At 70.8% G+C, this 24,380-nt stretch carries 19 protein-coding genes; 8 read left to right on the top strand and 11 right to left on the bottom strand.

All coding sequences use genetic code 11. The features are described from left to right. Positions 1 to 24 precede the first annotated feature (24 nt). From CRP49_RS19355 to CRP49_RS19335, 5 genes are all read right to left on the bottom strand, one after another. On the bottom strand, positions 25 to 1,449 hold the full coding sequence (locus CRP49_RS19355; RefSeq protein ID WP_097254499.1) for a S28 family serine protease: 1,425 nt from the start codon (positions 1,447 to 1,449) through the stop codon (positions 25 to 27). Between the two features lie 99 nt (positions 1,450 to 1,548). Next, positions 1,549 to 1,941 carry a hypothetical protein gene (locus CRP49_RS19350; protein WP_097254498.1) on the bottom strand — a complete coding sequence of 131 codons (393 nt, stop codon included), beginning with the start codon at positions 1,939 to 1,941 and terminating at the stop codon, positions 1,549 to 1,551. A 134-nt stretch (positions 1,942 to 2,075) separates the two neighbouring features. Beyond that, positions 2,076 to 5,795 carry an ABC transporter ATP-binding protein gene (locus tag CRP49_RS19345; RefSeq protein ID WP_097254497.1) on the bottom strand — a complete coding sequence of 1,240 codons (3,720 nt, stop codon included), beginning with the start codon at positions 5,793 to 5,795 and terminating at the stop codon, positions 2,076 to 2,078. Positions 5,796 to 5,894: 99 nt separating this feature from the next. Further along, complete coding sequence (locus tag CRP49_RS19340; protein ID WP_097254496.1) at positions 5,895 to 6,959, bottom strand: esterase-like activity of phytase family protein; 1,065 nt, start codon at positions 6,957 to 6,959, stop codon at positions 5,895 to 5,897. 78 nt (positions 6,960 to 7,037) lie between these two features. Then, entirely contained in the window at positions 7,038 to 7,967 is a 930-nt protein-coding gene (locus CRP49_RS19335; RefSeq protein WP_097254495.1) for a serine hydrolase, read from the bottom strand. Positions 7,968 to 8,101: 134 nt separating this feature from the next. Here CRP49_RS19335 and CRP49_RS19330 point away from each other — a divergent pair, with 134 nt between their 5' ends. The 6 genes from CRP49_RS19330 (at position 8,102) to CRP49_RS19305 (ending at position 14,404) form a co-directional block, all read left to right on the top strand. After that, positions 8,102 to 8,470 (top strand): hypothetical protein, encoded by a 369-nt coding sequence (locus CRP49_RS19330; protein ID WP_143670010.1) that lies wholly within the window; start codon positions 8,102 to 8,104, stop codon positions 8,468 to 8,470. A gap of 86 nt (positions 8,471 to 8,556) precedes the next feature. After that, positions 8,557 to 10,806 (top strand): glycosyltransferase family 39 protein, encoded by a 2,250-nt coding sequence (locus CRP49_RS19325; protein WP_097254493.1) that lies wholly within the window; start codon positions 8,557 to 8,559, stop codon positions 10,804 to 10,806. Between the two features lie 159 nt (positions 10,807 to 10,965). After that, positions 10,966 to 11,772 (top strand): endonuclease I family protein, encoded by an 807-nt coding sequence (locus CRP49_RS19320; protein WP_097257445.1) that lies wholly within the window; start codon positions 10,966 to 10,968, stop codon positions 11,770 to 11,772. A 208-nt stretch (positions 11,773 to 11,980) separates the two neighbouring features. Further along, positions 11,981 to 12,334 (top strand): peptidase inhibitor family I36 protein, encoded by a 354-nt coding sequence (locus tag CRP49_RS19315; RefSeq protein WP_097254492.1) that lies wholly within the window; start codon positions 11,981 to 11,983, stop codon positions 12,332 to 12,334. Positions 12,335 to 12,373: 39 nt separating this feature from the next. After that, positions 12,374 to 12,916, top strand: a complete 543-nt coding sequence (locus tag CRP49_RS19310; RefSeq protein WP_143670009.1) for a hypothetical protein — start codon at positions 12,374 to 12,376, stop codon at positions 12,914 to 12,916. A 135-nt stretch (positions 12,917 to 13,051) separates the two neighbouring features. Next, on the top strand, positions 13,052 to 14,404 hold the full coding sequence (locus CRP49_RS19305) for a VanZ family protein (protein ID WP_257033437.1): 1,353 nt from the start codon (positions 13,052 to 13,054) through the stop codon (positions 14,402 to 14,404). 25 nt (positions 14,405 to 14,429) lie between these two features. Here CRP49_RS19305 and CRP49_RS19300 read toward each other — a convergent pair whose 3' ends face one another. Genes CRP49_RS19300 through CRP49_RS19290 form a run of 3 tightly spaced genes read right to left on the bottom strand, consistent with a single transcriptional unit; the run spans position 14,430 to position 18,609 of the window. Then, positions 14,430 to 16,115: a thiamine pyrophosphate-binding protein gene (locus tag CRP49_RS19300; RefSeq protein WP_097254490.1), complete on the bottom strand. Its 1,686-nt coding sequence runs from the start codon at positions 16,113 to 16,115 to the stop codon at positions 14,430 to 14,432. Between the two features lie 5 nt (positions 16,116 to 16,120). After that, on the bottom strand, positions 16,121 to 17,092 hold the full coding sequence (gene speB, locus CRP49_RS19295) for an agmatinase (protein WP_094221415.1): 972 nt from the start codon (positions 17,090 to 17,092) through the stop codon (positions 16,121 to 16,123). 56 nt (positions 17,093 to 17,148) lie between these two features. Beyond that, a complete protein-coding gene (locus tag CRP49_RS19290; protein ID WP_097254489.1) occupies positions 17,149 to 18,609 on the bottom strand; it encodes a sodium:solute symporter in 1,461 nt (486 codons plus the stop codon). A gap of 187 nt (positions 18,610 to 18,796) precedes the next feature. On the opposite strand from CRP49_RS19290, the gene CRP49_RS19285 reads away from it, so the two are divergent. Further along, positions 18,797 to 20,467 carry a PucR family transcriptional regulator gene (locus tag CRP49_RS19285; protein WP_097254488.1) on the top strand — a complete coding sequence of 557 codons (1,671 nt, stop codon included), beginning with the start codon at positions 18,797 to 18,799 and terminating at the stop codon, positions 20,465 to 20,467. 66 nt (positions 20,468 to 20,533) lie between these two features. After that, complete coding sequence (locus tag CRP49_RS19280) at positions 20,534 to 21,322, top strand: phosphatase (RefSeq protein ID WP_097254487.1); 789 nt, start codon at positions 20,534 to 20,536, stop codon at positions 21,320 to 21,322. A 105-nt stretch (positions 21,323 to 21,427) separates the two neighbouring features. On the opposite strand, the gene CRP49_RS46880 is transcribed toward CRP49_RS19280, so the two are convergent. The 3 genes from CRP49_RS46880 to CRP49_RS19265 form a co-directional block, all read right to left on the bottom strand. Further along, on the bottom strand, positions 21,428 to 21,769 hold the full coding sequence (locus tag CRP49_RS46880) for a hypothetical protein (RefSeq protein WP_179851680.1): 342 nt from the start codon (positions 21,767 to 21,769) through the stop codon (positions 21,428 to 21,430). A 427-nt stretch (positions 21,770 to 22,196) separates the two neighbouring features. Then, the gene (tesB, locus tag CRP49_RS19270) at positions 22,197 to 23,063 is read right to left on the bottom strand and encodes an acyl-CoA thioesterase II (RefSeq protein WP_097254486.1); all 867 of its coding nucleotides are present in this window, start codon (positions 23,061 to 23,063) and stop codon (positions 22,197 to 22,199) included. Between the two features lie 35 nt (positions 23,064 to 23,098). Further along, positions 23,099 to 24,256, bottom strand: a complete 1,158-nt coding sequence (locus CRP49_RS19265) for an acyl-CoA dehydrogenase family protein (protein WP_097254485.1) — start codon at positions 24,254 to 24,256, stop codon at positions 23,099 to 23,101. Between the last annotated feature and the right edge of the window lie 124 nt (positions 24,257 to 24,380).

The raw sequence follows: 24,380 nt of genomic DNA, 5'->3' as shown, positions 1-24,380 counted from the left end.
GTCATCAGCTGTCGAACTGACGCATCACGGACGCAACGCGGGCTCCCTCTCCACCCCCCGCACATCCAGCTTCGAGTCATACCGAGCCAGCGGCTTCGCCGCAGACGGGTTCTTCTGGACCGCGGACGACGCAACGCCCGCCCACTCCAGAATCCGCGCCGTCGCCAGCGACTTCTCGTCCGCCACCAGACCCGCCACGTTCGCCCCGTGGTTCAACCCGGGCGCCGTGAAGACGTACGAGTCACGGGCGCCCGCGCCGAGGCGGAAGCGTTCCGAGCCCCACGGGTCGTTCTGGCCGTAGACGAACAGCATGTGCTGCGCGTGGTGGCGGACCCACGTGTCGACGTCCCGCATCGCGAACGGCTGGAAGCGCATCGGGATGGAGCGCGGTACGAAGTTGCGCGGCGGCTGGTAGCCGTAGCGGATCAACTTCCGCTCGATGTACGGGAAGTGGATGGTGGGGGCGCCCAACTGCGTCCCCGCCTGGTAGTAGTACGGCGTGTACGTCTCCAGGCCCTGGTCGGTGTACGCCGAGAAGCCCGAGATCGTGTCCACCGAGTCCCAGATCGCCTCGTCCGTCGCGGTCGCCGCGGTCGCCGGGATGGAGGAGCAGTCGGACAGTAGGCTGTACTGCCAGAAGCCCCAGACGTAGTCGAGGACGACCGCCTCGTAGGCCTTGTCCAGGCCGCCGATGGTGTCGAAGGTGTAGTGGTTGTCGGCGGCGTACGCCGCGTACTTCTTCTCCAGCGGCTCGCGGCGGACCAGGGCCTCACGCTGGACGGCGTTCAAGCGGTCCCGGCACTCCTTGGTGCCGACGGTGGTGAAGAAGCGGTCGTAGGCCGAGTCCTCGTTGTTCACGACGTCGTTGGGGGCGACGTAGGCGACCACGCCGTCCATGTCGTGGGGGTAGAAGCGCTCGTAGTAGGTGGCCGTCATGCCGCCCTTGGAGCCGCCGGTGGCCAGCCAGTTGGCGGAGTAGATCGGCTTCAGCGCCTCGTAGACGCGGTGCTGGTCGCTCGCCGCCTGCCAGATGTCCAGCTTGGACCAGTCGGCCGGGTCGGGGCGGGACGGCGTGAAGAAGCGGTACTCCAGGGAGACCTGGTTGCCGTCCACGATCTGGGTGGGCTCGCGGCGGGACGGGTTGGTGGAGACGTTGTAGCCGCTGGTGTAGAAGACCGTGGGGCGCGAGACGTCCTTGTGCAGCACGGTGATGCGCTGCTGGAAGGTGCCTCGGTCCGGGTGGCGGTGGTCCACCGGCTGGGTGTAGTTCAGGACGAAGTAGCGGTAGCCGGGGTACGGCTTCTCCTGGATCAGGCTCATGCCGGGTATGGACAGGAGCCGGTCCTTGATGTCGGTGGGCTCGGACTGTGCGGCGGTGGCCGCGCCCGCTGTGCTCAACGTGCCTATGAACACCGTGAGCGCCAGCAGCCATCTGAGCGCCTTGCGCATGCGCACTCTCCCCTGTGAGACAGATGTCCGCCGGAAGCTAGCGGATCAACTGCCGTCACACCAGGGTGGATTGGGCGCTCTTCGCGATCAGCGGAGATTTCAGCACAGGATCCAGCCAGAGCTGACCGAACCCCGGCCCACCACGCCCTTCACCCACACGCACCGCTGCCCGGCATGGACGGTCACCGGGCCCGCGTGGTGCTTGTAGCTGCCCTTGTCCACGACCGGCCGGTTGCCACGGGCCTGCACGCTCACCGACATCACGCGCTTGACGCCCGGGTTCCGGGCGACGGTGACGGCGCAGACGTAGCCGTCGTGCTTGAAGACGTGCACGGTGCCGGTGCTGAAGGGCAGGGTCCGCACCTCGCGCCCGGCGCAGGAGCCGTCTGCCGAGGCGAGGGCGGTGCCGGGTACCGCGAGGGCGAGCCCGAGGGACCCGGCCAGGACGGCCGCGCCCATCGCCAGGCGCCTGCGTATCGCACCACTGTCCACTGTCGTCCTCCCCGTACCGCCGTCATGCGTGCCCGGTGACCGTACTGATGTACGGACGCATGAGGTGGGTCCGTGGTTGCACGACAGGAAGCAGGACGGGTCGAGCGGCCTCGATGCCTCAGTGTCTCAGTGCCTCAGTGGGAGACGCCCACCGGCTCCTCCGGCTCGGACTGGCCTACGAAGGTCCGCCACAGTGCGGCGTACCGGCCGCCGCGGGCGAGGAGTTCCTCGTGGGTGCCGTCCTCCGCCACCCGGCCGTGGTCCATGAGCACCACCCGGTCCGCGCGGGCGGCCGTGGTCAGCCGGTGGGCGACCACCAGCGTCGTACGGCGGCCCGCCAGGCGGTCGGTCGCCTGGTTGACCTGGGCCTCGGTGGCCAGGTCCAGGGCGGCCGTGGCCTCGTCGAGGAGGAGGACGTCGGGGTCGACCAGTTCGGCACGGGCGAGTGCGATCAGCTGGCGCTGGCCGGCCGAGAGGTTGCGGCCGCGCTCGGCGACCTCGTGGAGGTAGCCGCCGTCCAGGGTGGCGATCATGTCGTGCGCGCCGACCGACCGCGCCGCGGCCTCCACTTCGGCGTCGGTGGCGTCGGGGCGGCCGTAGGCGATGGCGTCGCGGATGGTGCCCTGGAAGAGGTACGCCTCCTGCGGGACCACGCCGAGGCGGTGGCGGTACGAGGTCAGGTCCAGGGTGCGCAGATCCGTACCGTCGGCCGTGACCCGGCCGGCGGTGGGGTCGTAGAACCGGGCCACCAGCTTGACCAGCGTCGACTTGCCGGCGCCCGTCTCGCCGACGAAGGCGACCGTCTGCCCGGCCGGGATCGTCAGGTCGATGCCGGTCAGGGCCTCCTCCTCGGCGCCGTACGCGAAGTGCACGTCCTCGAAGGCGATGTCGCCGCGCAGGGCGAGGACTTCGAGGGGTTCGTCGGCGGACTCGGTGGAGGTCGGCTCGCGCAGCAGTTCCTGGATGCGGCCCAGCGAGACCGTGGCCTGCTGGTAGCCGTCGAAGACCTGGGAGAGCTGCTGGACCGGGGCGAAGAACAGGTCGATGTAGAGGAGGTAGGCGACCAGGGCGCCGGTGGTCAGGGTGGCCGCCTCGATGCGGCCCGCGCCCGCGATCAGGACGCCGGCCGCGGCCACCGACGACAGCAGCTGGACGAACGGGAAGTAGACGGATATCAGCCACTGGCCCCGGATACGGGCCTGACGGTAGCTGTCGCTGCGCTCGGCGAACCGCCGCCCGCCGTCCCGCTCGCGCCGGAACGCCTGCACGATCCTGAGCCCGGCCACCGACTCCTGGAGATCGGCGTTGACCACCGACACCCGCTCACGAGCGAGTTCGTACGCCTTCACGCTCGCCCGGCGGAAGAAGAAGGTGGCGACGATCAGCGGGGGCAGGGTGGCGAAGACGACCAGGGCGAGCTGGACGTCGAGCACGAGCAGGACGCCCATGATGCCGAAGAAGGTGACGACCGAGACGAACGCCGTGACCAGGCCGGTCTGCAGGAAGGTCGACAGGGCGTCGACGTCCGTCGTCATCCGCGTCATGATCCGGCCGGTCAGCTCGCGCTCGTAGTAGTCCAGGCCGAGGCGCTGGAGCTGGGCGAAGATCTTCAGGCGCAGGGAGTACAGGACGCGCTCGCCGGTACGTCCGGTCATCCGGGTCTCGCCGATCTGCGCGGCCCACTGCACCAGCACGGTGCACAGACCCAGCAGGGAGGCCGCCCACACCGCGCCGAGGGCCATCTTGGTGACGCCCTGGTCGATGCCGTGCCGGATCAGCACCGGCAGCAGCAGGCCCGCGCCCGCATCCACGGCGACCAGCAGCAGGCTGACGAGCAGGGGCGCGCCGAAGCCGCGGAGCAGGCGCCGGAGGCCGTACGACTCCTCGGCGCGTACCGCGTGGGCCTCGTCGATGTCGGGGGTGTCGGTGGCCGGCGGCAGCGCCTCGACCTGGGCGAGGAGCTCGGGGGTGGCCGGGGTGCCGGACAGCGCCTGATCCTTGGGCTCGCGGTCGCCGGTCCACAGCCGTGGGGTGACCCCGCGCTCGGCGTCGAACTCGGCGTCCAGCTCCTCGCGGACGGACATGTCCTCCTGCGGCAGGGCGGGGCGGGCGTGGCCCGGGGAGACCCCGCCCAGTTCGTCCGGGTCGGTGAGCAGCCGGCGGTAGAGGGCGGAGCGCTCCTGGAGTTCCTCGTGCGTGCCGAGGTCGGCGAGCCGGCCGCCGTCCAGGACGGCGATGCGGTCGGCGAGGTTGAGGGTGGAGCGGCGGTGCGCGATGAGAAGGGTCGTACGGCCCTCCATGACGTGCTTCAGCGCCTCGTGGATCTCGTGTTCCACGCGGGCGTCCACGGCCGAGGTCGCGTCGTCCAGGACCAGCAGGCGCGGGTCGGTGAGCAGGGCGCGGGCGAGCGCGATGCGCTGGCGCTGGCCGCCGGAGAGGGTCAGGCCGTGCTCGCCGACCTTGGTGCCGTAGCCCTCGGGCAGCTCGGCGATGAAACGGTCCGCCTGGGCGGCGCGGGCGGCGGCCTCGATCTCCTCCTGGGTGGCGTCCGGGCGGCCGTAGGCGATGTTGCTGCGGACGGTGTCGGAGAAGAGGAACGAATCTTCGGGCACCAGTCCGATCGCCGCCCTGAGCGAGTCCAGGGTCAGCTCGCGCACGTCGTGGCCGCCGATCAGGACGGCGCCGTGGGTGACGTCGTAGAAGCGCGGCAGGAGCAGGGAGACGGTGGACTTGCCGGAGCCGGAGGAGCCGACGACGGCCAGGGTCTCCCCCGGCCGGATCTCGAAGCTGAGCCCTTCGAGGACGGGGCGCTCATGTTCGTACCCGAACGAGACGTCGTCGAACTCGACGGTCGCCGGCGCGTCGGCCGGGAGGGTCTTCGTGCCCTCCTTCAGGGTCGGCTCGGTGTCGATCAGCTCCAGGACGCGCTCGGTGCCGGCGCGGGCCTGCTGGCCGACGGTGAGGACCATGGCGAGCATACGGACCGGGCCGACCAGCTGGGCGAGGTAGGTGGAGAAGGCGACGAAGGTGCCGAGGGTGATGTGCCCGCGGACCGCGAGCCAGCCGCCGAGGGCCAGCATGGCGACCTGGCCGAGGGCCGGGACGGCCTGCAGGGCCGGGGTGAACCTGCTGTTCAGGCGTATGGTCCGCAGGCGCCCGGCGAACAGGCGGCGCCCGACCTCACGCAGCTTCCCGGTCTCCTGCTCCTCCTGCCCGAAGCCCTTCACCACGCGTACGCCGCTCACGGCGCCGTCGACCACGCCCGCGACGGCGGCGGCCTGGGCCTGGGCGTACCAGGTGGCGGGGTGGAGCTTGCTGCGGCTGTGCTTGGCGATCCAGCCGAGGGCCGGGGCCACGGCCAGGGCGACCAGGGTCAGCGGCAGCGACAGCCACGCCATGATCCCCAGGGAGATCAGGAAGAGCAGGACGTTCCCGATGGTCATCGGGAGCATGAAGAGCAGGCCCTGGATCAGCTGGAGGTCGCTGGTGGCCCGGCCGACCACCTGGCCGGTGGACAGCTCGTCCTGGCGGCGGCCGTCGAGACGGGTGATCGTGCCGTATATCTCGGTCCGCAGGTCGTACTGGACGTCGAGGGCGAGCCGGCCGCCGTAGTAGCGGCGGATGTAGGTGAGGGCGTAGACGAGGACGGCGGCGCCGAGCAGGGCGCCGGCCCACGGGGCCATGGAGCGGCTGTGGTCGCCGATGACGTCGTCGATGATCACCTTGGTGATCAGCGGGACCACGGCCATCACGGCCATGCCGCCCAGGGAGGCCCCGAGAGCGAGGACGACGTCCTTCGGATACCGCCAGGCGTAGCCCGCCAGCCGTCGTGCCCATCCCCGTTGCGCTGCCACGCCGGTGCCTTCCGTCAGACCTGCTCTTCCGGAAGACACCAACGTCAACAGGAGCGGATTTCATCCCTCCGCAATAAAACGAAAGCGGACGTCGGAACGTCAGGCACGTACCCGCAAGTAATAGAACCGGGTCGTCTGGGCCGGGTTCTGGTTGTCGTCGCTCACCAGCAGGACCTTCAGGCGGCCGGTGTGGTCGCGTCCGGTGATCGTCATGCCCTCGATGTTGTCGAGGAGGGGGTTCGGCTGGGGCTGCTTGGCCGTGGCGCCGAGGGAGGGGCAGGCGGCGATGTCCGTGAGCAGGGTCTTCCTGATCAGGCGGACGTCCGGCTGGCCGGTCAGGTTCTCGACGGTGCTGGTGTCGGTGGCATGGCGGAGGTCGGCCTCGTAGAGGCGGACGGTGTTGCCGACGCCTGCGGTGAAGCCGCGCTCCAGGACGAGGAGGCGGCCGTCGGGGGTGGCCTGGACCTCCGGGACGCCGAGGCCGGCGTCGGTGCGGTAGGCGTACTGGGCGGCGAGCCGGAAGCGGCCGTGGTGGCGGGTCCAGGTCTGGAAGCGGACGATGCCGGCGGAGTCCCCGGAGATCGCGTACTCCATGGAGGCCAGCAGGGTGCGGCCGCCGGGCAGCAGGGTCAGGCCCTCGAAGGTCTGGTTCGCGGTGGCGCGGCCGGCCGGGGCGACCAGAAGGGAGGACGGGACCGGGAGGCGGTCGAGGATCTTCCCGTCACGGGAGTAGCGCCGGACGGACGGCTCGGTCTCGGAGGAGATCAGCCGGGTGCCGTCACGGTCGATGACGAGACCCTCGGAGTCGAGGTCGGCGCCCTTCTCGTCGGCGAGGTGGACGGCCGAGGCCGGCTGGAGGGTCTTCGGGTCCAGGCCGAAGAGGGAGGACCGGTCCTCCAGCGCGGCCAGCGAGCCGATGGGGGTCCCCCCGCTCGAGCGAAGCCGAGAGTGGGGGAGGTCCACCGCGAGTGCGGAGAAGTTGCCGACGAAGGTGCCCTGGTACGTCGTCTTGTCGAGCGCGTCGGAGAAGCGGTCGAGGGAGACGGTCGGCGAACAGGCGTTGCCGTCCGCCGGGTCGGCGGCACCGGCGGGCCCGGCGGCGGCCAGGCAGGTGGCCGCCGCCAGGCCGGCGGTGAGGGTGGCGAGTACGGTTCCCAGGCGCATGGGCGCCACCGTAGGTCGGTCCGGTGACCGAAGGGAGACCGTCTCGTGAAGCGTCGTCAGCCCCGCGTCATCCCCGCGTCAGCCCTGCGGGGGCACCGCGGGGAACGCCTCGCTCGGCGTGGACGTCGGCGTGTAGCGCAGCGAGGTGGCGGAGGACGTCGCCGGGACGAGGTTCTTGTGGATGGCCTTCGCCACGTTCTGGATGGTGGTGACGCCGTAGTCCATGGTGCTGTTGTCCCAGGTGAGCACCGTCATCATGTAGTCGTGGCCGCCGCCGTTGAAGGTGCCGACGCTGTGCACCCGCCAGCCGTGCGTGGAGCGCTGCAGCCAGCCGTTCTTGACGTGCACGGTGACCGTGGACGGCGCCCCGGCCGGCGTCCCCCAGCGCTGCGAGGAGATGACCTGGCTCATCAGCTTCAGGATGTACGCGCGCGAGTTGTCGCTCAGGACCGTGTTCTTGGCGGTGATGAGCTTGAGCAGCTTCTGCTCGTCGGTGACGTTGATCTGGGTCAGGCCCCAGTAGCCGTTCGCGCCCGGGACGGTCTTCGTCATTCCGGCGGCGCTCAGGAAGCCCTTGATCTTCGTCAGCCCCAGCTGCTTCCAGAGCGTGCTGGTCGCGCTGTTGTCCGACTTGGTGATCATGGCCTTGGCGAGCGTGGTCTCACGGTCGGTCAGATACCGGTTGTGCTTCTTCGCGTCCCACAGCAGCGTGGCGAGAACGGTGACCTTGACGACGCTCGCGGAGTCGTAGGCGGAGGTGGCCCGCAGCGTGCAGGTGGTGTTGGTGGTGCGGTCGTAGACACCGATCGCGACGGTGCCCTTGCGGTTCGCCAGCGCCGCCGTGATGTCCTTCTGCAGCTTGGTGGCGAGGCCCGCCTTGTCGGACGTACAGCTGACGGCGGGGGGCGCGGCCGCGGCCGGGGTGGCGGCGGCCACGGTGGGTATGAGCACCCCGGCGCCGAGGGCTGCCGCAAGCACTCGGGCGTGTCGGGATATCCGGTGGGTCATGGAAGTTTCTCCCCCTTGAACGACGTCGGGCGCACCCCGGCGCCTACTGAGGTGACTCGTCGGGGTGGCCGAAAGTTGTACGCATGTTCCCAGGGCGGGAGTTCGGGGGGACGGGCGGGGGCAGAGATCCGGTCATGCCGGACGAGAAGGACAGCGAATTCAAGCGGTCGGGGCGGTTGTTCGCGGCGGTGGCGGTGTTGCGCCTCCTCGCCGATCCGCGCAGCTCCCTGCCCGGCCCGGAGGCGTTCACGGGGAAGGACAGCCCTGCTCGGCGGATCAATGACCTGAAGTCGAACCCGTACCACGCGCTACTGAAGGCGCGCAAACGGGGTGAAGAGCACACGAAGGCGGCAACTGCTGTATTCCGCTCTATACCTGACTTCCTGGAGCGCGACCCCATACCAAGCGACACCATAGGCGAGCGCCTGCTCGCGGACTTCACGGCCGGCTATGAAGCCCAACTGGCCAAGTACCGGGAGGACCACGAGGGCGTACTGGACTAGACGGAACCTTTCGCCCTCTGTGATTTCACAGCCAACCGCCAGGTACACCACAGCGCGCGCTCACACCGCCTCTGCACGCTGCTCCCGTGACATCTGCCACCGATCCCCTCCCCCACACGACGACCGTGACCGCCGGGCCGCCGCCCGCGGCCGCGGTCCCGGCCGCCGCGCCGCGCTGGTCGCTGCCCGCCCTGATCGCGATCATGATCCTGGCGTCGGTGCTCTACTCCTGGAACCTGTCCGGCTCCAGCCTCAACAGCTTCTACAGCGCGGCCGTGCTCAGCGGTACGCAGAGCTGGAAGGCGTGGTTCTTCGGCTCGCTGGACGCGGGCAACTTCCTCACCGTCGACAAACCGCCCCTCGCGCTGATGGTCATGGGGCTGTCCTGCCGCGTCTTCGGCTTCGGGACGTGGCAGATGATGGCGCCGATGATCGTGGCCGCGCTGGCGACGATCTGGATCCTGCACACGTCCGTGAAGCGGGTGTGGGGACACGCGGCGGCCGCCCTGGCCGCGCTGGTCCTGGCGTTGACGCCCATCACCGTGGCCATCAACCGGGACAACAACCCCGACACGCTGCTGGTCCTGCTGATGGTCGGCGGCGCGGCGCTCGCCCTGCGCGCGGTGACGGGCGGCCGCCTGCTGCCGCTGCTCGGTTCGGCGGTCTGCTTCGGGCTCGCCTTCAACACCAAGATGCTGCAGGGCTACATCGCGCTGCCCGCGGTCTTCGCGGTGTACCTGTACGCGGCCCGGCTCCCGCTGGTGAAGCGGATCGTCAACCTGGCGATCGCGGCCGTGGCGTTGGCGGTCTCCAGCTTCTGGTGGGCGGCGGCGGTCTCCCTCGTCCCTGCCTCGGAGCGGCCGTACATCGGCGGTTCGACGGACGGCACCGCCTGGAACCTGATCATGGGCTACAACGGGCTCGGCCGGGTCCTCGGCGGCGAGGGCAACGGCGGAGGCGGGGGCGGCGGAGGCGGCGGCTTCTCCGGATCCGCGGGCCTGGGCCGGATGTTCAACGACATCCTCGGCGGGCAGATCTCCTGGCTGCTGCCCTTCTCGGCGCTCGCGCTCGTCGCCGGCCTGATCCTGTGCGGCCGCGCCCCGCGCACCGACCTCACCCGCGCCGCGCTGGTGCTGTGGGGCGGCTGGACCGTGCTGCACTTCCTGACCTTCAGCATGGCCGAGGGCACCATGCACCCGTACTACACGACCGCGCTCGCACCCGGCATCGCGGTGCTGTGCGGGGGCGGCGGCGTGATGCTGCTGCGTGCGTTCCGGGACGACAAGCGGTGGGTGTGGGTGCTCCCGGTCGCCCTGGCCGTGACCGGTATCTGGGCGATCGTGCTGCTGCGCCGGGCCTCCGACTGGAACACCTGGCTGTGGCCGGTGATCGGTGTGGTCATGGCGGCGGCGATCGTGGGCCTGTTCGTCTTCCGGGGCGGCAACCGGGTGCGGCTGCTGGCGGCTTCCGTCGCCGCGGCGGTCGTCGCTGCGCTGGCCGGTCCGGCGGCTTACGCCTGGTCGGTGCCGGCGGGGTCGGGCGGTGGCCGTATGGGCGGTACGAACCCGACGGCGGGGCCGTCGACGGGGAGCGGCTTCGGTGGCGGCCCGGGCGGCGGCAACCGGGGCGGCTTCGAGGTCGCGGGCGGCGGTCCCGGCAACGGCGAGCTGCCGGGCGGCACCCAGCAGGGCGGCCAGGCGGGCGGCGGCTTCCCCGGCGGCGGGAACGGTGAGTTGCCGGGTGCCCCGAGCGGGCAGAACAGCCGTAGCGGCCAGACCGGCGAGGCTCCTGGGGGCAACGGCCAGATGGGCGGTACGCCCCCGGGCGGCACCGGCACCAACGGTGGTACGGCCGAGGGCGGCACCGGGCAGGGCGGACTGCCCGGCGGGAACGGCGGCTTCGGCGGTGGCGGCATGGGCGGCGGGCCCGGCGGTGGCATGGGCGGGGCCGACAGCGAGCTGATCTCGTACCTGAAGAAGCACCAGGACGGCGCCAAGTGGCTGCTGGCGGTGTCCAACTCACAGAGCGCCGCCCAGATCGAGCTGAGCAGCAACGTGCCCGTCATCTCCATGTGGGGCTTCACCGGCACCGACAACGCGATGACCGTCGCCAAGCTCAAGGAGCTGGTGAAGAAGGGCGAGCTGCACTACATCCAGATCGGCAGCGGCGGCGGCATGGGCGGCGGGCCCGGCGGCGGCAACAGCCTCAGCACCGAGGTGTCGAACTGGGTGAAGAAGCACGGTACGGCGGTGAAGGAGAGCGCGTACAGCAAGAGTTCTTCGTCGCAGAGCAACAGCTCGTCGCTCTACCGTCTGGACCCGTCGGACGTCAGCTGACACAACTCGCTTGAGAACGGCCCCCGATCGCCGGATCGGGGGCCGTTTGTCGTGTTCCTTCACCTGATGGAAACGTCCCACTCATTGCACGGCCTGCATGTCCATGCCACGCTCCCGGTTGCCGCCTCCATTCAACCCGCGTAGAACGGACCCCACATGATGCTGGCGACACCCCCGCGCCGCTGGAAGTCGGTGGCGCTGACCACGGCAGCCGTGCTGGTCGGCCTCACCGCCCCCACCCTGACCGCGACCCCGGCCCAGGCGACGACGACCGCGTACGACTCGACGTACTACAAGAACGCCGTCGGCAAGACCGGCACGAGCCTGAAGTCGTCCCTGCACACGATCATCAGCTCGGGTGTGACGAAGCTGTCGTACTCGGCACTCTGGGACGCCCTGAAGAACACGGACCAGGACCCGAACAACAGCGGCAACGTGATCCTGCTGTACTCGGGCATCTCGCGCAGCAAGTCGCTCAACGGCGGTGACAGCGGCGACTGGAACCGTGAGCACGTCTGGGCGATCTCGCACGGCGACCTCACCACCTCGACCGGCCCCGGCACCGACCTGCACCACATCCGCCCGGAGGACGTCGCGGTCAACGCCAAGCGCGGCAACCTCGACTTCGACGAGGGGGGCAGCACGTTCACCAACAGCGGCGGCAGCAGGGCCGACTCCGACTCCTTCGAGCCGCGCGACGCGGTCAAGGGTGACGTCGCCCGCATGATCCTCTACATGGCGGTCCGCTACGAGGGCGACGACGGTTTCGCCGACCTCGAACCCGACGACAAGGTCGGCAACGGCAGCAACCCCTACATAGGCAAGCTGTCGATCCTGAAGAAGTGGAACGACGAGGACCCGCCGGACGCCTTCGAGGAGCGCCGCAACCAGGTCATCTACGACTCCTACCAGCACAACCGCAACCCGTTCGTCGATCACCCGGAGTGGGTCGACAAGATCTGGTAGGCGGGGCGGGCGGCCGGCGGTTGTCGGCGCGGAGTGGACGGCTGTTGTACTAGTTCCACTAGTTCCACTTCTCCCACTAGTTCTACTTCTTCGCCCACACCGGTGATGTCGATCTTGGGCCCGGGCGTGTCCCCGATCCGGAACAGGAGCATGGCGATGCCTCGGCACCACGGCCGGGGTATCCCAACTCCCCTTTCTGGAGAGGCCCGTGAAGATTCGCTCCTGGTCCCTGGCCGCCGCTCTCGCCCTGACCGCCCTCCTCCTGCCCGCCCAGGCCGCCTCGGCCCAGGCCGCCGCGCCCTCCTGTCCCGACGGCTCGGTGTGCTTCTGGAGCGGGGACGGCTTCGGCGGGGACTACTGGGAGTGGACGGCCCGCAGCGGCTACCGCGACATGCCGCCCAACCTCCACGACAACGTGGGCTCCTTCGTCGCCTCCACCCGCGCCTGCTTCATCAACTGGGACCCGGTGGAGAAGCGGGACGTCTTCAACGGCGACTGGCGCTCCCAGTACTCCGGCGACTTCGGCGGGCGGATCGACGGGGTGGGCGCGGGCGCCTGCTGACCCCGGGCCGTTGCGGACCGGCGTGGCATGCTGATCCGCATGGCTCAAGACCCGTACGGCCGTTGGTCCTTCGAAGCGGCGCGCGAGCCTGCCCGGTTCGGGGCCGGTGAGGTCGACGGCGTTCCCGGCACGGAACACGCCGTGGACGCCGACGGGTCCCTGTGCGGCATTCCGGAGCAGCGGATCGTCCGTTACCGGCACCTGTTCGTCGCCCACGGCCGCCACGCCTGCCCCGAGTGCCGTCGGCAGGTGGCGGCGGCCCCGTCACAGCCGTCCGCGCAGGAACGCCTGCACGACAGGGTTGTGGCCGCCGCCCCGGGAAGCACCCGTGACGACCTGCTCTCCGCGCTGCGCACCGGCGCGAAGGTCGTTCGGTGGATCAACGGTCCGTCCGAGAGCCTGGCGCAGTACTACGTGAAGCTCGACGAGCTGCGCGACGGCGCGGAGGCCGTCGCCCAGGCGCTCGGCGCGGCCGAGTCGGTCGGTCTGGCCCAGGTCGACGACGGCCCCTGGCGGTTCACCGTCGTCCTGCCGCACGACGGTGGCCGCCCGGTCGTCGCCCGAGGACCGCAACGGCCCTAGCCGACCCCCGCCGTTCGTCCCCATCCCCTCAGCCCGAGGTAGGGTCGGCGCGACGCCCGCGACCCTGACCAGGTCGTCGGAGCGCGCGCCGTCGACGAGAGCGGGGGCGCTTCACGGGGGGAGTGCTGCAAAGCTGTGTTCGAAGCTGTCTTCGGCGACGACATGTGGTTCCTGGCCGGGCTCACTGTCGTCGCCCTCGTCGCAGGGCTGACCGCGTGGGCTGCGGCCCGTCGCCGCGAGGTGGATCACGCCGTCTGGTGGCTGCCGCTGACGTTCTGCCTGACCGGTGTCCTCGGTGTCACCCTCGCGCTGCGGGGCGGCGAGGCGGGACGGGCCGAGTGTGTGATCAACCATGAGATCACCGAGCCGCTGCACACCACGCAGGGTCTGTGGAATCTGGCGATGTTCGTCCCGCTGGGCCTGTTCGGTGTCCTGGCACTGCGGCGTCCGCTTCCGGTGCTCGTCGGTGCCCTCGCACTGCCCTGCCTCATCGAACTCGCCCAGGCCCTGGCCCCGTTCGTGAGCGGCATCTGCGACAGCGCGGATGTGGAGATGAACGCCGGTGGGGGCGTCCTGGGCGTGGCCGCCGGGCTGGTGCTGGTGCGCGGCCGCGTCGCGTGGCGTTCGTGGGCCAGGCCCACGCTGATCGTGGCCGGGGCGCTCGCCGTGGCCGGGCCGGCCGTCTTCCAGACCGCGATCACCGCGTACCACGTGGACGGTTCCAGCGTGCGTGACGCACACGGCGACGAGCGGGCGGCCGCCGAGCGCGTCATCCGTCAGGCCTTCGGCGACCGGTACCCCGTCGGAGCCGTGCACATCAGCCCCGGCATCGACGGCTACAACGGCTGGATGTCGATACAGATCGCGGACGGATTCCCCGCTGAGCTGATGTGGCCCGGCGGACGCCGCCTGACCGTGGACTTCGAGGACTCCCCGCACCCGACGAAGGCCGGCTTCCCCGTCCCCGGCGCCACCGCACCCCACGACACCCAGGACGCGTACCGCATCGCCCACTCTTACATGACATCCCACTACCCGTGGGCCGAGTCGGCCTCCTGGCACGACACTCACCCCGCCGGCAGCAAAGCCAAGTCCGGGTGGCTCACGTCATGGCGCTTCAAGGAGCGCGGGGTGGCGATGCCGCGCAGTCTCGACGTGCGGATCAACCGCTCCGGCCGCGTCTCCCAGCTGCTGGTCGACTTCGGCCCCGAGCGGGTCAAGCTTCCCGCCCGGCTGATCTCGGCGCAGCAGGCCGAGGAGATCGTCCGCAAGGAGCAGAAGAAGAGCGGTGCCGATCTCAGCCGACTGAGGATCCACGCCGACACCCTGAAAACCGAACGCGCCAAGGGCTGGCAGGGCCCCTGGCGCGTGGTGTGGTCCGTCCGCGTCACCGACCACCGGTGCACACCCCACGGATCCGGCGAGGCCAACGGCTGCGAGCCCTACGACACGGTCCTGGACGCCGGCACCGGAGAGATCTACGGCTGATGAGGCGCCCTGGGCCACAGGCGTCCTAGCCCAGATGCGTAGGCGCGAACATCCGCAGCACCGCCGGGAGTACGACCACCGACGGGCCGGGGGTCGCCAGGGCCTTCGCCAGATCCTCCTCCAGAGTCTCCGGAGTCGTACGAACCCCGGGGACGCCGAAGGACTCGGCGAGGGCCACGTAGTCCGGCCGCGTGAGTTCCGTGGCCGTTGCCTGGCCGAAGGCGTCCGTCATGTACTCGCGGAGGATGCCGTAGCCGCCGTCGTCGACGATCAGCCAGGTGACCGGGAGGTCGTACTGGCGTGCCGTCGCCAGCTCGGCGATCGAGTACAGGGCTCCGCCGTCGCCCGAGACCGCCAGGACCGGGCGGGTGGGGTCCGCGGCGGCCGCGCCGAGGGCCGCCGGGAAGCCGTAGCCGAGGCCGCCGGCGCCCTGGGCGGAGTGCATGGTGTTCGCGCCGTGGGGGTCGAAGGCCGACCAGGCCCAGTACGCCAGGATCGTCATGTCCCAGCAGGAGGGGGAGCCGGCGGGGAGTGCGCGGCGGACCGAGGCCAACACATCCTGTTCCAGGGTGAGTTCCTGGGAGGCTATGCGGTCGGCGACCTTCGCCAGCAGCTCCCGTACCCGCTCCGGTGCCGACTCGTCCGTGCGCTCCTCCACCGTCTCCAGCAGGGCCTGGAGGGCCAGGCGGGCGTCCGCGTGGATGCCGAGGGCCGGGTGGTTGGACTCCAGCTTGCCGAGGTCGGCCTCGACCTGGATGACGCGGCCCCGGGGCTTGAACGTGTGGTAGTTGGAGGAGAGTTCACCCAGGCCAGAGCCGACCACCAGGAGGACGTCCGCGTCCTCCAGGAAGTCCGTGGTGTGGCGGTCCTCCAGCCAGGACTGGAGGGAGAGGGGGTGCGTCCAGGGGAAGGCGCCCTTGCCGCCGAACGTGGTGACCACGGGGGCGTCGAGCTTCTCGGCCAGCTGCAGAAGCTTCCCCGAGGCGTCCGAGCGTACGACTCCGCCGCCCGCGATGATCGCCGGGCGGGCGGCGCGGGACAGCAAGTCGGCTGCCACCGCCGTGAGTTCGGGGCGCGGGACCAGGTCATCGGGGGTCGCGTCCATCGCCGTCACCACCGGCAACGACGTCTCCGACAGCAGCACGTCCTGCGGGATCTCCACCCACACCGGGCCGTGCGGGGCCGTCAGTGCCGACTGCCAGGCCGCCGCGATGGCCGAGGGGATCTGGGACTGGGTGCGGACCGTGTGGACCGACTTGACGACGCCCCGGAAGGAGGCGGACTGGTCGGGGAGTTCGTGCAGGTAGCCGTGGCGGCCGCCGCCCAGGCCCGCCGTCGGGATCTGGCTGCTGATCGCCAGGACGGGGGCGGAAGCGGCGGCGGCCTCCTGCAGCGCGGCCAGCGAGGTCAGCGCGCCCGGGCCCGTCGACAGCAGCAGCGGTGCCGCCTCGCCGGTGATCCTGCCGTACGCGTCCGCCGCGAAGCCCGCGTTGTTCTCCACCCGCAGGCCGATGTAGCGGAGCGCCGAGCGGCGCAGGGCGTCGAACATGCCGAGGGCGTGCTGGCCGGGCAGGCCGAAGACGGTGGTCGCGCCGAGCCCGGCCAGGGTTTCCACGACCAGGTCTCCGCCGTTGCGCCCGGGGGGCGGGTTCAGCGCGGTCGAGATCTGCGCCGCCGTCGGGCGGAGTACCAGGTCGTGGTCGTGAGTCACTGCGCTTACGCGTCCTTCCGGGCCGCCGCGATCTGGCGGCTCATGATGGTGGTCAGTTCGTACGCCGTGTGGGAGGCCGCCACCGACGTGATCTCCGCGTGGTCGTACGCGGGGGCCACCTCGACGACGTCCGCCGACACCAGGTTGCACGATGCCAGCCCCCGCAGGATCTCCAGGAGTTCGCGGGAGGTCATGCCGCCGGCCTCGGGGGTGCCGGTGCCGGGCGCGTGGGCCGGGTCGAGGCAGTCGATGTCGATGGAGATGTACAGCGGGCGGTCGCCGATGCGCTGGCGCAGCTGGTCGGCGACCTCGTCGGCGCCGCGGCGGTAGATGTCCGCGGAGGTGACGATGCCGAAGCCCATCTTCTCGTCGTCGGTGAGGTCCTGCTTGCCGTACAGCGGGCCGCGGGTGCCGACGTGGGAGAGGGCGGAGGTGTCGAGGATGCCCTCCTCGACCGCGCGGCGGAACGGGGTGCCGTGCGTGTACTCGGCGCCGAAGTAGGTGTCCCAGGTGTCGAGGTGCGCGTCGAAGTGGAGCAGGGCCACCGGGCCGTGCTTCTTCGCGACCGAGCGCAGGAGGGGCAGCGCGATGGTGTGGTCGCCGCCCAGGGTCATCAGGCGGGCGCCGGTGCCGAGGAGGTCGTCGGCGGCGGCCTCGATGGTCTCCACGGCCTCGTTGATGTTGAACGGGTTGACGGCGATGTCGCCACCGTCCGCGACCTGGGCGAGCGCGAACGGCGACGCGTCCTGCGCCGGGTTGTACGGGCGCAGCAGCCGGGACGCCTCACGGATGGCGTTGCCGCCGAAGCGGGCGCCCGGCCGGTACGAGACGCCGGAGTCGAACGGCACGCCCACGACGGCGACGTCGGCGGTGCCGACCTCGTCCAGGCGGGGCAGCCGGGCGAAGGTCGCGGGTCCGGCGTACCGCGGGATGCGGGAGGAGTCGACGGGGCCGCGGGGCGTCTCGTTGCTGCTCATAGTGAAATGCCTTCTTTCTTGCGCTTCGTCGCGCATGTACTGCTTTCCCTATGACTCTACTGGTGAGCCGGGACCGGTTCGGACGCGAGTTCGGGGGACCGTCCCGCCAGGCGCTCGCGCCAGGTGGTGAGGACGGCCTCGTCGGTGGGCCTGGTCGCCAGGGAGACGGCGACGTAGGCGGCGAGGGAGGCGAGCAGGCCGTAGTAGACGGGCTCGTTGGCGAGGATGCCGTAGCCCGCCATCAGGCCGATCACGGCGAGGCCGCCGACGATCACGGAGGCCAGCGCACCCTGCACGGTGCCGCGCTTCCACAGCAGGCCGCCGAGGATCGGGACGAGCAGGCCGCCGACCAGCAGGTTGTAGGCGACGGTCAGGGCCTCGACGACGTTGTTCAGCGCGATCGCCGTACCGATCACCGCGACGCCCATGACCAGGATGAAGACGCGGTTGCCCTTGACCTCGTCGTGCGCGTCGCCGTCCCGGCGCACCGCGCCCCGCAGCCGGGACCAGATGTCGTTGTTGGCGACCGTGGCGCAGGCGATCAGGGCGCCGGAGGACGTCGACATCACGGCGGCGAGGGCGGCGGCCAGCACCAGGCCGCGCACACCGATGGGCAGCTCGTCCTTGACGATGGTCGCGAAGGCGTCGTCGGGGCTGCCGAGCTTGGGGTAGAGGACCTTGGCGGCCGTGCCGATGACGGCACCGGCGAGGGCGTAGGCCAGACAGTAGGTGCCGGCCACCGTGCCGCCCCACTTGGCGGTCTTGTCGCTGCGCGCGGTGAACACGCGCTGCCAGATGTCCTGGCCGATCAGCATGCCGAAGGTGTAGATCAGCACGTAGGTGAAGATCGTCTCGCCGCCGATGCCCAGCGGGTCGAAGTACGAGGTCGGCAGCTTGGCCTTCATCTCGGAGAAGCCGCCGGCCTTGACCACCGCGATGGGCAGGAGCAGGAGCAGCACGCCGATCGTCTTGACGACGAACTGCACCATGTCGGTGAGCGTGATGGACCACATGCCGCCGAGCGTCGAGTACGCGACGACGATCGAGCCGCCGAGGATGATCGCGACCGTGCGGTTCATGTCGAAGAGCACGTCGAAGATGGTGGCGTAGGCGATGGTCGAGGTGACGGCGAGCATCAGGGTGTACGCCCACATGACCACACCGGAGATGACACCGGCCCGGCCGCCGTAGCGCAGGTCCAGCATCTCGGAGACGGTGTAGACCTTCAGGCGGGCGATGCGCGCGGAGAAGAAGACCGACAGGGCCAGCAGGCCGAGGCCGATGGTGAAGACCATCCAGGCGCCGGAGAGGCCGTACTGGTAGCCGAGGCCGACGCCGCCGATGGTGGACGCGCCGCCGAGGACGATCGCGGCCATGGTGCCGGAGTACATCGCGGGGCCGAGGCGGCGGCCGGCCACCAGGAACTCGCTCTTCGACTTGGCGCGGCGCATGCCCCACCAACCCATGGCCAGCATCCCGGCCAGGTAGACGACGATCACTGTGTAGTCGACGGCCATGTGGGGCCCTCCTTCGCGCACGGTCGGTGGCGTGTCGTGCAGAGACGTATGGGGGTTCCTGAGACAGGAGCGCCGACAGCTGATCGCGGGGACATCCGCCCGTACCCGCGGCTGCCGTGCTGACTTGACACTAGGTGGCCGGAAAGCGACTGCGAAGTGTACGTTTCATCCATACGAACGGGGTGGGATGGAGGAAACGCACACCATGCCGGAGACGATCACCCCAGCCGTCCCACCGACCCCACCGGTCCCGCTTTCGTCCCTACTGGCCCGTGAAGACCTGGCCCTGCGGCAGATCGCGGGCCCCTCGGATCCGGACATCGTGATCCACTGGGCGCACACCTCGGAGATGGCCGACCCGTACCCGTACCTGCTGGGCGGCGAGCTGCTGCTCACGGCCGGGGTGCACATCCCGGAGGCGGCGGGCTCGGGAACCTACTTCGACGACTACGTGTCCCGGATCGTGGCCGCGGGCGGGGCTGCCCTCGGCTTCGGCCTGGCACCCGTGCACGACACGGTCCCGCGCGCCCTGGTCGCCGCCTGCGACGCCTACGGCCTCCCCCTCCTGGAGGTCCCGCCGCAGACGACCTTCTCGGGCGTGGCCCGCGCGGTCTGGCAACTGATGGCCCAGGCCCGCCTGGCCGAACTCCGCCGCGTCACGGAGGCCCAGCAGAGCCTCGCCGCCGCAGCCTCCCGCCCCGACCCGATCCCCTCGGTCCTGCGCCAACTCGCCCAACGCCTTGGCGGCCACGCGATCCTCTACGGCCCCGACGGCACGGAGATCGCGGGGGCGGGCCGGGAGCCTGCGGAGGGGGTCCAGGAGGCCCTGGCGGGACTGGCGGGGGTGGTACGGCCGACGGGCCGGGGAACTCCCGGGCCGGAGCACGAGCCGGACGGCACCCTCGCGACCACGCACCCGACCCGCACCGACGCCACCCTCACCACCCCCGGCTCCCGTCCCACAGTCACCCCCTCCTCGTCCTCCACCGCCACCACCCCGAAAGCTCCCGCCACCCCGAAAGCTGCCGTAACCGCCACCACCCGACCCGCCCCCACCTCCGCCACCGACACCCACGCCGACACCCACCTCGCCGCCTACGCCCTCGGGGCCGGAGAAGGGTTCGTCCTCGGTGTGGCCACCCCGCGCCGCGAACCGGGCGACCACACCATCGCCTCCGTCGCCTCCGTGCTGCTGTCCCTGCTCACCGGTGAGCATCACAGCGGGGCCGGTGCGGCGCGGTCCTCGGCGCTCGTGCGGCTGTTGCTCGGTTCGGCGCCGGAGGAGGTGGCGCCGCTCGTGGGCGAGGGGCGGTGGGTCGTCGTGCACGCGCGGCCGGAGGGGCAGGCGCCGGACGCCGTGGCCGCCTCCGCGCTGGGGGCGGCGCTGGGGTCGCCGCTGGTCGACCTCGGCCGGGACGTCGTACGGGTGCTGGTGCCCGCCGAGCGGGAGCCGGTCCCGCAGCCGGGCTGGACGCTCGGGGTCAGTGCGGCCGCCGGCCCGCGTGAGTGGCCGGCCGCCGACACCCAGGCGGCCCGCGCCCTGGCCCGCGCCCGTGCCACCCGCACCCCGCTGGTCCGGCACGGCGCCCGGCCCGGCCTGGAGGACCTGGTGCCCCGCGCGGACGCCCAGGCGCACGCCCGGGCGCTGCTCGCCCCGCTCGCCGCGCAGCCCGCGCTCGCCGAGACCCTGCGTACCTGGCTGTCCCTGCACGGCAGTTGGGACCGTACGGCGGTGGCACTGGACGTGCACCGCAACACCGTGCGGCAGCGGATCGCCCGGTGCGCGGCGCTGCTCGGGGCGGACCTGGACGACCCGGACGTACGGATGGAGCTGTGGTTCGCGCTGCGCCAGGGCTGAGTGAGCCACGTCCCAGGGTGCGATATGCCGACGACTCGGCAGGTCCGCTGCCTCACAATGGGAGGCATGCCGATATCCGGGACACCCAGCCGCGCCCAGCTCGTCGACCACCTGGTGAGGACCCGTATCGCGGGGGACGTCGCCACACCCCGCGAGAACAACCTCTCCCACTACCGCAAGCTGGCCAACGGCGACCGCCACTACTGGTTCGGTCTGGAGCTGGGTGACCGCTGGTCGGACGAGCAGGACGTGCTCGCGGTGATGGCCGAACGGGTGGGCGTCAACGACGATCCCGAGTACCGGTACGGGCAGGACACCATCGACCCCGAGCTGACCGTGGACGCGCTGCAGCGCCTCGCGCTCCGGCTGCGCAAGGCGGCCGACGGGCAGCAGCGGGTGCTGTTCGCCACCGGCCACCCGGGCGGCCTGCTGGACGTGCACCGGGCCACGGCCGCCGCGCTGCGCGCCGCCGGCTGCGAGATCGCCGTCATCCCGGACGGGCTGCAGACGGAGGAGGGGTACGTCATGCAGTTCGCGGACGTGGCCGTCCTGGAGCACGGCGCGACGCTGTGGCACACGCACTCCGGCGAGCCGATGCGGGCCATCCTGACCGGACTTGAGCGCGAGGGGCGTCCGCTACCGGACCTGGTGGTCGCGGACCACGGCTGGGCCGGGTACGCCGGACAGCACGGCGTCGACTCCGTCGGATACGCCGACTGCAACGACCCCGCGCTGTTCGTCGCCGAGTCCGAGGGCACCCTCCAGGTGGCGGTACCCCTCGACGACCATGTCGTGAGCCCCCGCTACTACGACCCGATGACGGCGTATCTGCTGGCGGAGGCGGGCCTGGCATGACGGCCTTGGCATAACGCGTCACGGCCCCGGCACAACGCGCCGACGGGCGCCACGATGTGCGGCTCTGTCGGCAGAGCCGCACATCGTGCTCAGTTCGTGGTCGGGTCAGTGACCTCCTCCGCCGTGACCTCCGCCGCCGTTACCTCCACCGCCGTGGTCTCCACCGCCGTGGTCACCGTTGTCGTGGTCACCGCCGTAGCCGCCGTGGTCACCGTTGTCGTGGTCGCCGCCGTAGCCGCCATGGTCGCCGTGGTCACCGTTGTCGTGGTCGCCGCCGTAGCCGCCGTGGTCGCCGTTGTCGTCGTCACAGCCTCTGCTGTAGGAGCTGTGGTCGTCGTGGGACGAGCCCGCGAAGGCGGTGCCCGCCGTGCCGATGGCGGCTCCGCCTGCCAGCAGCACCCCGGCCGCGGACATCGCGACAAGACGCCTCGTGCGCTGTGATCGCATGGGATATACCTTCCATCTCCATCGTCGCTCGCGGCTCCCGGACAGGGGCGCGAGGTGATGGCCGACGCCGCGACAAAGGGGAAGATGCGGCGCGGTCTTCAGATGCCACCGCAGTGTGTTGAGCGGCACGGTGCATGCCAACGATGTCGGCACCTGCAGCCACCGGGGCGTGGTCACGCCATCGAGTGCTGCGGCTGAGGTCCGAGGGGTACGGAACCTCGCCAGCCGGGCAAACCGTGCGCTGCGGCTTTCACTCAAAGAGCCTAGTACCTCATGCGTCACTCGTCACTTCGAGCGACGATTCGCCGCCCGGGTCTCGGACCGGACCCTGGAAAGACCGCCCCACAGCCGGGCACACGGCCCGCATCCCGATCGTCAACTCCGTTACGCTCCGCATGTGTTCGCCCGTTCAACAGCTGCGCGGAAGTCAGCGCGGGACGCGGACCACGCCCTCCTGGATGACGGAGATCGCGAGCTGCCCGTCCTGGGTGTAGATACGGGCCTGGCCGAGGCCCCGGCCTCCGTGCGCGGACGGCGACTCCTGGTCGTACAGCAGCCATTCGTCGGCGCGGAAGGGCCGGTGGAACCACATCGCGTGGTCCAGGGACGCGCCGACGACGTCCCCGACGGCCCAGCCGCCGCGCCCGTGCGCGAGCAGCACGGAGTCGAGGAGGGTCATGTCGGAGACGTAGGTGGCGAGGACGACATGGAGCAGCGGGTCGTCGTCGAGCTTGCCGTTGGTGCGGAACCACACCTGGCTGTGCGGCTCGCGCGGTTCGCCGAACTTCCCGTACGGCGGCTCGTCCACGTACCGCAGGTCGATCGCCTCGCGGGCCTCCAGGAACCTCTCCACGACCTCCGGGGCCAGGTGGTCGTAGCCGCGCAGCCGCTCCTGGGAGGTGGGCAGGGTCTCCGGGTCGGGGGCGAGCGGCATGGGGGCCTGGTGGTCGAGGCCTTCCTCGTACGTCTGGAAGGACGCCGAGAGATGGAAGATCGGCTTGCCGTGCTGGACGGCGACCACGCGGCGGGTGGTGAAGGAGCGTCCGTCGCGGATGCGGTCGACGCTGTAGACGATCGGTGCGCCGGGGTCGCCCGGGCGCAGGAAGTACGCGTGCAGGGAGTGGGCGAGCCGGTCCGCGGGGACCGTCCGCCCGGCGGCGACCAGCGCCTGCGCCGCGACCTGCCCGCCGAAGACGCGCGGGACGACGGCGGAGCGGGACTGGCCGCGGAAGATGTCCTCCTCGAGCTGCTCGAGATCGAGCAGCTCGAGGAGGTCCTGGAGTGCCTGGCTCATGGCGTTAGTTGTACCGGCCAGTGATTGCGGGGACCTTACAGACCCATGTCCTTGGCGATGATCGTCTTCATGATCTCGCTGGTGCCGCCGTAGATGCGGTTGACGCGGTTGTCCGCGTACAGGCGGGCGATCGGGTACTCGTTCATGAAGCCGTAGCCGCCGTGCAGCTGGAGGCAGCGGTCGATGACGCGGTGGGCGACCTCGGTGCAGAAGAGCTTCGCGGAGGCGGCCTCGGCCGGGGTCAGCTCGCCGGCGTCCAGGGCCTCCGTGGCGCGGTCGGCGACGGCCTCGGCAGCGTCGACCTCGGCCTGGCAGGAGGCCAGCTCGAACTTGGTGTTCTGGAAGGCGGCGACGGGCTGGCCGAAGACGACGCGGTCCTGGACGTACTGCTTGGCGAACCGGACGGCGGCCTTGGCCTGCGCGTAGGCACCGAAGGCGATGCCCCAGCGCTCGGAGGCCAGGTTGTGGCCGAGGTAGTAGAAGCCCTTGTTCTCCTCGCCGAGGAGGTCCTCGACGGGGACCTTGACGTCGACGAACGCCAGCTCGGCGGTGTCGGAGGTCTTCAGGCCGAGCTTGTCGAGCTTGCGGCCGACGGAGTAGCCCTCGGCCTTGGTGTCCACGACGAAGAGGGAGATGCCGTGGCGGCGGTCCTCGGCGGTGGGCGCGGCGGTGCGGGCGCAGACGATCATGCGGTCGGCGTGCACGCCGCCGGTGATGAAGGTCTTGGCGCCGTTGAGGACGTAGTGCGTGCCGTCCTCGGAGAGCTTGGCGGTGGTCTTCATGCCCGCGAGGTCGGAGCCGGTGCCCGGCTCGGTCATCGCGATCGCCCACATCTCCTCGCCGGAGACGAACTTCGGCAGGTACCGCTTCTTCTGCTCGTCGGAGGCGAGCAGCTTGATGTACGGCAGGCCGAGCAGCACGTGCACGCCGGAGCCGCCGAAGGACACACCCGCGCGGGCGGTCTCCTCGTAGAGGACGGCCTCGAACTTGTACGAGTCGATGCCCGCGCCGCCGTACTCCTCGTCGACCCGGATACCGAAGACGCCCAGCTCGGCGAGCTTGTAGTAGAACTCGCGCGGGGCCTGCCCGGCGGCGAACCACTCGTCGTACACGGGCACGACCTCGGCCTCGATGAAGGCGCGGATGGTCTCCCGGAACGCCTCGTGATCCTCGTTGAACAGCGTGCGGCGCACTCCGCCACCTCCACGGACTTCGGCATGTCTAAGCGCTTGCTCAGAACCAACCGTACCGGTGAGTACGCGGAGTGGTCCAGGGTTGAACGGGGGTAATGCTCGTCACTTGTGGGGGCCGCCGGGG

Origin of the sequence: Streptomyces sp. Ag109_G2-15 (genome assembly GCF_900215565.1) — a bacterium.
Taxonomy (GTDB): domain Bacteria; phylum Actinomycetota; class Actinomycetes; order Streptomycetales; family Streptomycetaceae; genus Streptomyces; species Streptomyces diastatochromogenes.
The sequence above is the reverse complement of the archived record's forward strand: the minus strand, read 5'-3'. Positions and strand labels throughout refer to the sequence as shown.

What these genes read in the sequence shown, in the direction of transcription:
- CRP49_RS19330 (WP_143670010.1), top strand. Translation starts at nt 8,102, where the DNA reads ATGCCGGACGAGAAGGACAGCGAATTCAAGCGGTCGGGGCGGTTGTTC.
- speB (WP_094221415.1), bottom strand. Translation starts at nt 17,092, where the DNA reads ATGAGCAGCAACGAGACGCCCCGCGGCCCCGTCGACTCCTCCCGCATC.
- CRP49_RS19280 (WP_097254487.1), top strand. Translation starts at nt 20,534, where the DNA reads ATGCCGATATCCGGGACACCCAGCCGCGCCCAGCTCGTCGACCACCTG.
- tesB (WP_097254486.1), bottom strand. Translation starts at nt 23,063, where the DNA reads ATGAGCCAGGCACTCCAGGACCTCCTCGAGCTGCTCGATCTCGAGCAG.
- CRP49_RS19290 (WP_097254489.1), bottom strand. Translation starts at nt 18,609, where the DNA reads ATGGCCGTCGACTACACAGTGATCGTCGTCTACCTGGCCGGGATGCTG.
- CRP49_RS19285 (WP_097254488.1), top strand. Translation starts at nt 18,797, where the DNA reads ATGGAGGAAACGCACACCATGCCGGAGACGATCACCCCAGCCGTCCCA.
- CRP49_RS19310 (WP_143670009.1), top strand. Translation starts at nt 12,374, where the DNA reads ATGGCTCAAGACCCGTACGGCCGTTGGTCCTTCGAAGCGGCGCGCGAG.
- CRP49_RS19355 (WP_097254499.1), bottom strand. Translation starts at nt 1,449, where the DNA reads ATGCGCAAGGCGCTCAGATGGCTGCTGGCGCTCACGGTGTTCATAGGC.
- CRP49_RS19340 (WP_097254496.1), bottom strand. Translation starts at nt 6,959, where the DNA reads ATGCGCCTGGGAACCGTACTCGCCACCCTCACCGCCGGCCTGGCGGCG.
- CRP49_RS19320 (WP_097257445.1), top strand. Translation starts at nt 10,966, where the DNA reads ATGCTGGCGACACCCCCGCGCCGCTGGAAGTCGGTGGCGCTGACCACG.
- CRP49_RS19335 (WP_097254495.1), bottom strand. Translation starts at nt 7,967, where the DNA reads ATGACCCACCGGATATCCCGACACGCCCGAGTGCTTGCGGCAGCCCTC.
- CRP49_RS46880 (WP_179851680.1), bottom strand. Translation starts at nt 21,769, where the DNA reads ATGCGATCACAGCGCACGAGGCGTCTTGTCGCGATGTCCGCGGCCGGG.